The following is a 6,665-nucleotide window of genomic DNA, read 5'->3' as shown; positions in this document are numbered from 1 at the left end:
AGGTTGGTCAGGCGGATAAAACGCTGGACTTGCTTATAACTTTCGCCTGTTCCTTCAGCAACAATCTCTGTACTGCGTTTCCCGAAATAATCTGGGACAACTTGTCCCACATTTTTGGGTCGTCCAACAGTTCGCTCGATTGCTTCCAGCTTCATCTTGTAAGCGAAAGCCCGTTCGCTGGGCAAGATGTTCTCACGTTGGAGATTGCTGTCCACCATGAGCAAAACAGCGGCATCATCATCCATTTGACGGACAATGACCGGCAGCGTGTCCAGCCCGGCAAGCTGTGCAGCGTGCTGGCGGCGGTGCCCGGAGATGATCTCGTAGCCGCCCTCTGGTCTGGGACGGGCAATCAGCGGAGACAACACACCATACTGTTCCACGCTTTCCACCGTGCGCTGCATAGATTCATCGTCCAAAACCTTAAATGGATGGTTCTTGAAGGGGAACAGCTCCCCGATGGGAATCTGCTGAACCTGTTCTCGCTGCTGCTCCTGCCGGGATTCTTCGGTGGAGAAGATGTCATCTGCCCCTTTCAGCGACACGTTTAAGCTGTTTTTCGGCATTCGCCATCACCTCCCCAGTCAGAGATTTGTAGGCTTCTGCCACCTTGCCTTTGGGGTCGTGCTGAAAAATGCTTTTGCCCACTGCACTGATCTCCGCAGCACGGACAGATCTAGGAATGGTCTGGTCGAACACCTTGATCTTGCTGCCGTAGGCACCCCGAATCAAATTGTCGATTTGTTGCCCGTAGTTGGTGCGGTTGTCCGTCATGGTCAGAAGAATGCCCTCGATTTTCAGTTTCGGGTTGATCTGCCGCCGGACTTTTTGGACGGTCTGCAAAAGCTGTTCCAAGCCCTTCGCAGACAGGTACTGTGCCTGCACGGGAATTAGGGTGGTATCTGCCGCTGCCAGTGCATTGACGGTCAGCATCCCAAGGGAAGGGGTACAATCCAGCAGAATGAAATCGTAGTCGTGCTTTGCGCCTTCCAGCACCTGTTTCAGCATCTTTTCCCGGTTCATGCAGTTGACAAGGGAAACTTCCAGCCCTGCCAGTTCAATGTTTGCCGGAATCAGGTCAACGCCCTCTGCATGGTGCAGGATGCCTTCACCGGGCGGAATGCTCTGATCGTTCATGGCTTTTGCCATCAGGGTGGAAAGGGTAGTGGGCAGTTCATCGGGCTGTTGCCAGCCCATGCTGATGGTCAAGCTGCCCTGCGGGTCAGCGTCCACCAACAGGACTTTTTTGCCCTCCATCGCCAGACCGATGCCCAGATTTTCACAGGTCGTGGTCTTGCCGGTGCCGCCTTTCTGGTTGACGATGGCTATTGTGGTTGCTTTCTTTGAAATTTTCATCACCTCCGCATCGCTAAGTCATGGTTGGTTTGGTTCTGATAGAAAAGCTGCATTGTGGTGGGTGCATTATATAGAGAAGCAAGCAGATACTGTTTCATGTTTCGGATCGGGCTGCTGTTCTCTGCAAGGCACTTCAGCACAAAGCAAATATGGTCGGCGTTCAGCTTCATAAACCGGCTGCGTACCACCTCGGCGGGCTTATCGTCCCCGGCAATGCGCAGCGTCTTGCGGTTGGTGGCACAGGTATCCACCAGCAAATCCACGATTTGGTAGAGGGTATCTTCATCATCCGGGTAAAGCCGGAGAAGAAGGTCCATCTCCAAAGAACGTGAAAAATATTCTTCCAGTTGGGCGCGTTTGCTCATCCAGTCGTTTTCATCGGAATAGATAGGATCAGTATCGCTTACCTCTGTGTTATTTCTATCAGTCTTATTACATCGTAGTTTGGCCGGGTCTTGAAGCGTATTCTGGACGACTCCAGAATCGTCATTATCACGATTCAGAAAGCGTAGTTTTGACGATTCTGACGAAAAATTCTTCACATAGATGAGATCGGGCTTGCCCAGCCCCCTCCGTTTGCGTTCAATCAGGCCGTACTCTTCCAGTTCTCGCAGCAGCTTGGTCGCCTTTTTATCGGCACAGCCCAGTGAATCCTGCACCTCCTGCATAGTATAGATGATGAACACCCGCCCAGCTTTGTCCAACCAACCATTCCGGGCTGAAAGGCTCATGCGGTCCAGCAGGATACCGTACAGGGTTTTGGCATCTGTGGAAAGCGGTTGGAAGCGGCTATCCTGAAACAACAGCTTGGGAATCCGGTAGAAGGAGAACAGCTCGCTGGACTGCCCATAGAAGTAATCAAGGTCTGCGGTTCTTGTCGGCTTTTTTTCGGGCATAGAGAATATCCCATTTTTCAGGTGTGGAACGGAATACATTGACCTGCTTCTTATAAGGGCAGTGGGCATACAGGCAGGTGCGGAACTTGAAATCGGGTCGATAGTACGGGCACAGCTTGCAACTGTCCGGGGCACGGTCGGAACCTTCGCCAGCGGCGATCACATGGTGCATGGAGTGCTGAACATGGCGCAGGGCTTCGTTTCGCTTGTGGCTCACTTGGCATCACCTCGTTTCTCCAGCGGTGCCATCAGGTCTTTGTAGCAGGGAACCAGCACACAGGGCTTTGCCCGCTTGTAGGGGCACCCTTCGCACTTGCTGGGGCCTTTGGGCGGCTCGATCAGGTAGTAGCAGTTCTCTTTGCCGAGAACGCAGCCCTTCTTTCGATTCTTCCAGAAGAAGCAGTGCCGGCAATCTGCCGGGCGGGAAGCATGGTAGCGGATACCGTCGATCGTGACGGTCAGAACTTTTTTCATCGGTAAACCCTCCTTTGGTGGATTCGGGAAGTTCGGCCCGAAAACAAAAAAGCGCGTTCCTCTTTCTGTTCCGAGAGAACAGCGAGTGAACGCGCTATGTATGGAGAAAAGTGTTTTGCACGGCTTCCAGCAGAAAGGTGGAAAATAGATTCACACAGATTATCTTGTATTTACATGGATTTACAGGAAAGCGTTTACCAATCTTAGCAGAGAGCCAGAAAACAGGGTTCAAAAGGCGCTTTATGAGGCTTCATTAGCTGGAAAGCCGATTTTATTAGCTGGAGCTGAAAATTCTGCTAATGGCATTAGCTGGCTAATTTTGGTGATAGGTTCAAAATGAAAAATGCGAAGATCGTCTTTCACATGGAAAAATGACCTTCGCATTTCTTAAAAGGATGTCCCTACCCGGGTTCGAACCGGGGGCGTTTCGCTTAGGAGGCGAACCCTCTATCCAGCTGAGGTATAGAGACATATATGTATTATCGTTGATTTTTGACTTTTCTGCACTTTGTATGGAATGCTTTTCACAACGAAGTGACCGACTGCGTTGCAACCGGAACGGTGTTAAACTTGTTGCATCAAAAATTGTTGAGAAAACTTCGATTCCCGGTCTTGCTTTTGATTAGAGCAATCACTTCTGCACCCAAGGTATCAGGTTGACCGAATTCTTAGGAGGCTTGCGCTCTATCCATCTGAGCTACGGAGACGGATGTTCTATTATAATACAGCATTTTGCGGATAAAATCAAGTTGAACCGGCGGGCAAAATGGTGTATGCTATAGAGGAAATGAAAATAGCCGCGGCAGGCTTTGCCGCGTGCGGAGGAACTTATGGAAAAGGCAAAAGGGAAAAAGCTGTTTTACCGCCCGGCGGGCAAGCGCAAGGGGATGTATACGCCTACGCAGATCATCTGTGTGAGCTTTGTCATCGTGATCGCGCTGGGCACCTTTCTGCTCAGCCTGCCTGTTGCCAGCAAGCACGGGCGGCTGGATGTACTGGATGCCATGTTCACCGCTACAAGCGCTACCTGCGTTACTGGTCTGATCGTGCGGGATACCTGGACCCAGTTCACCTACTTTGGGCAGGCGGTGATCCTGCTGCTCATTCAGGTGGGTGGTCTGGGGTTGGTCACCCTCACCAGCTTCTTCGCGCTGGCTATGCGGCGGCGCATGGGCTTCCGCGATCTGCGGCTGCTGGGAGAAAGCGTCTCAGCGGACGGATATGCGCAGGCCAAGGACGTGCTGAAGATCGTGGTGGGACTGGCTGGCCTGTTTGAAGGCATTGGCATTGTGCTGCTGCTGTTCGCCTTTGTGCCGCAGTTCGGGCTGGAAGGCATCTGGGTGAGCGTGTTCACGGCCATCTCGGCTTTCTGTAACGCGGGCTTTGATCTGTTTGGCCGGTTCGGCCAGTATTCCTCACTGGCACCCTATGTGAACAATTACTATGTTCAGGCCGTTGTGATGTTCATGATCATTTCCGGCGGTCTGGGCTTCATGGTATGGGTGGAGATCGGTCAATACCGCAAAAAGCACCGGCTTTCCCTGCAGGCCAAGGTGGTGCTGAGCTTCTCGGTGATCCTGTGGCTCGGCGGCGCGGCGCTCATCGCGCTGATGGAGTGGAACAATCCTGCCAGCATGGGCGGGCTCTCTGTGCCCGGCAAGCTGATGGCGGCACTGTTCCAGTCGGTGTCCACTCGTACTGCGGGCATGAATACCATCGACCTTGCGGCCTGCGGCCCCATCACCAAACTGCTGATGAGCGTGCTGCAGTTCATTGGTGCGGCACCCGGCTCTACCGGCGGCGGCGTGAAGGTGACTACGTTCGCTGTGATCATCCTGACGATCCGCAGTGTGGCTCAGGGTCGCGACGACTGTGTGATCGCAGAGCACCACATCGAGTCCAAGACGGTTTATCGTGCTTTGACCATTATCGTGCTCGGCGGGCTGGCGGCGGTTGGCTCGGCTGTGGTGGTGTTCTATAACACCTCGGACGCTGTGTCGGTCATTGACGCTATTTTCGAGTCCTGCTCTGCCTTTGGCACAGTTGGCCTTTCGGTGGGCGTTACCGCTCAGCTGAACCGGGGCGCAAAAATCCTGTATATGCTGGTCATGTTCATGGGCCGTGTCGGCCCGGTGTCGCTGGCCATGAGCCTGACAGCAAAGCCGGACGACAACAAACGGAAGATCATGCCGGTGGGGCATATCAACGTTGGTTAAACGATTTTGAATGCCCTCCTAGAGTTGCGGCTCCCAGCATCCACTTCATGCCTTGAGCGGCATTCGTGTCTTGCTGGCCGCGGCCCCAACAACTCCTCCCTGCTTCTGCCGCAGGCAGCGGTCGTCGTTGTTGTACTCTGGGCATGTTCAGTGGAATTTGATTTTTATTTTTCGCATTTGTCGCAGCCCTGACGCTTGTCAGGGCGAATCCCTTCCATCTGCTAACGCAGACCGCTCGCCTGCTTGAAAGCCCCACTGGGGCTTTCATTGCTACGCAACCGCAGGGCTGCTCCAAATGCATTTTCACGAGTGGAGTCGTAGAGATAAGCGTCAGAGTATAACAAAAGTGGGTGCTATCCGAAAATAGCACCCACTTTTTTGTATATTGAAAAATAAAATTTACTCTGCGTACAGCTTTATGATGTTCAGCAAGATCTCAGTGCAGCGGTCCATGCGCTCAGCGGTGATGCACTCGCATACGCCGTGGAAATTGAAGCCGCCGGTGCCCAGATTGGGGCAGGGCAGGCCTTTCCAGCTCAGCATAGCACCGTCGGTGCCGCCGCGCACCGGAATTTCCTCCGGTTCCAGCCCGGCCATGCGGGTGGCCTTGCGGGCGGTCTCTACTAAGTGGAAATGCGGCTTGATTTTTTCCAGCATGTTGCGGTAGCTGTCCTTGATCTCCACGGTCACGGTGCCTTCGCCGTACTTTCCGTTCAAAAATTCGGCAATATCCAGCATGTTGTCCTTCTTGAACTGTAGCTTTGCGGCATCGTGGTCGCGCAGGATGTAGCCCAGCTTTGCGGTGGTCACATCGCCGTACATCTGGCACAGGTGGTAGAAGCCCTGCCGGCCCTCGGTCGTTTCGGGGCGGGCGGTGATGGGCAGCGCCTGATGAAACTCCATGGCCACATTGGAAGCGTTGATCATGGTGTCCTTGGCGGTGCCCGGGTGCACCGAGAAGCCGCGGATGGTCACGGTGGCGGAAGCGGCGTTGAAGTTCTCATACTCAATGGAGCCGGCATCGCCGCCGTCCACCGTATAGGCAAAGTCGGCACCGAAGCCCGGAATATCGAACAGCTCTGCACCCTCGCCGATCTCTTCATCCGGAGTAAAGGCGATACACAGCTTGCCGTGGGGCAGGCCTTTTTCCTGAATGGTTTCAACAGCGGTCAAAATTTCGGCAATACCGGCCTTATCGTCGGCACCCAGCAGGGTGGTACCGTCTGAGGTGATGAGGGTCTCGCCCTTCATGGAAGTAAGGAAGGGGAACACAGAGGGCTTCATCACCATGCCGGTGGCGGGCAGAGTTACGTCGCCGCCGTTGTAGTTTTCCCACACAACGGGCTGCACATTCTCACCGCTGGCATCGTCGGCAGTGTCCATGTGGGCGATCAGGCCCAGAGCGTGTTGATTCTCACAGCCGGGCGTGGCAGGCAGGGTGCCATAGACGTAGCAGTGCTCGTCCACATGGGCATCCTCCATGCCAAGGGCCTTCATCTCCTCCACCAGCTGGCGGGCAAGGTCAAACTCCCGTTCAGCGGAAGGGTGCGTACCGGAGTTTTCGTCCGAGGTGGTATGCACCCGGACATAATTCAAAAGCCGTTCATAAGCGCGCATAAGGCACACTCCTTTTATATTTCAGTGATGTATACTTCCCAGTCCCTTTATCATACCCTCTTTTCCGACAATTTACAACTGTTTTGCGCGCATTCATATGGAAAGA

7 protein-coding genes and 1 tRNA gene are annotated in these 6,665 nt (G+C 53.8%); 1 reads left to right on the top strand and 7 read right to left on the bottom strand.

What is annotated here, in order from left to right:
* From QZL71_RS06620 to QZL71_RS06595, 6 genes are all read right to left on the bottom strand, one after another.
* Positions 1 to 566: ParB/RepB/Spo0J family partition protein (locus tag QZL71_RS06620; protein WP_294648324.1), on the bottom strand; the 566-nt coding region annotated here is incomplete at its 3' end.
* Positions 523 to 1,356, bottom strand: a complete 834-nt coding sequence (locus QZL71_RS06615) for a ParA family protein (RefSeq protein WP_294648323.1) — start codon at positions 1,354 to 1,356, stop codon at positions 523 to 525. The genes QZL71_RS06615 and QZL71_RS06620, both read right to left, overlap by 44 nt.
* Positions 1,356 to 2,252 carry a DUF6017 domain-containing protein gene (locus tag QZL71_RS06610; protein WP_294648322.1) on the bottom strand — a complete coding sequence of 299 codons (897 nt, stop codon included), beginning with the start codon at positions 2,250 to 2,252 and terminating at the stop codon, positions 1,356 to 1,358. Before QZL71_RS06610 ends, QZL71_RS06615 begins: the two co-directional genes overlap by 1 nt.
* Positions 2,215 to 2,469 (bottom strand): hypothetical protein, encoded by a 255-nt coding sequence (locus QZL71_RS06605; protein WP_005924919.1) that lies wholly within the window; start codon positions 2,467 to 2,469, stop codon positions 2,215 to 2,217. The genes QZL71_RS06610 and QZL71_RS06605 overlap by 38 nt, the downstream gene beginning before the upstream one ends.
* Entirely contained in the window at positions 2,466 to 2,726 is a 261-nt protein-coding gene (locus QZL71_RS06600) for a hypothetical protein (RefSeq protein WP_154256648.1), read from the bottom strand. The genes QZL71_RS06605 and QZL71_RS06600 overlap by 4 nt, the downstream gene beginning before the upstream one ends.
* A gap of 396 nt (positions 2,727 to 3,122) precedes the next feature.
* Positions 3,123 to 3,196 (bottom strand) — tRNA-Arg (locus tag QZL71_RS06595).
* A gap of 360 nt (positions 3,197 to 3,556) precedes the next feature.
* Here QZL71_RS06595 and QZL71_RS06590 point away from each other — a divergent pair.
* Positions 3,557 to 4,942, top strand: coding sequence for a TrkH family potassium uptake protein (locus tag QZL71_RS06590; protein WP_294648321.1), 1,386 nt, complete (start codon positions 3,557 to 3,559; stop codon positions 4,940 to 4,942).
* A 399-nt stretch (positions 4,943 to 5,341) separates the two neighbouring features.
* Here the strand turns inward: QZL71_RS06590 and pepT are convergent, their stop codons facing one another.
* Positions 5,342 to 6,559, bottom strand: a complete 1,218-nt coding sequence (gene pepT / locus QZL71_RS06585; protein ID WP_294648320.1) for a peptidase T — start codon at positions 6,557 to 6,559, stop codon at positions 5,342 to 5,344.
* Between the last annotated feature and the right edge of the window lie 106 nt (positions 6,560 to 6,665).

It is taken from the genome of uncultured Faecalibacterium sp. (assembly GCF_900066275.1).
Classification (GTDB): domain Bacteria; phylum Bacillota; class Clostridia; order Oscillospirales; family Ruminococcaceae; genus Faecalibacterium; species Faecalibacterium taiwanense.
Note: the sequence above shows the minus strand (reverse complement) of the source record. Positions and strands in the feature narration are given on the sequence as shown.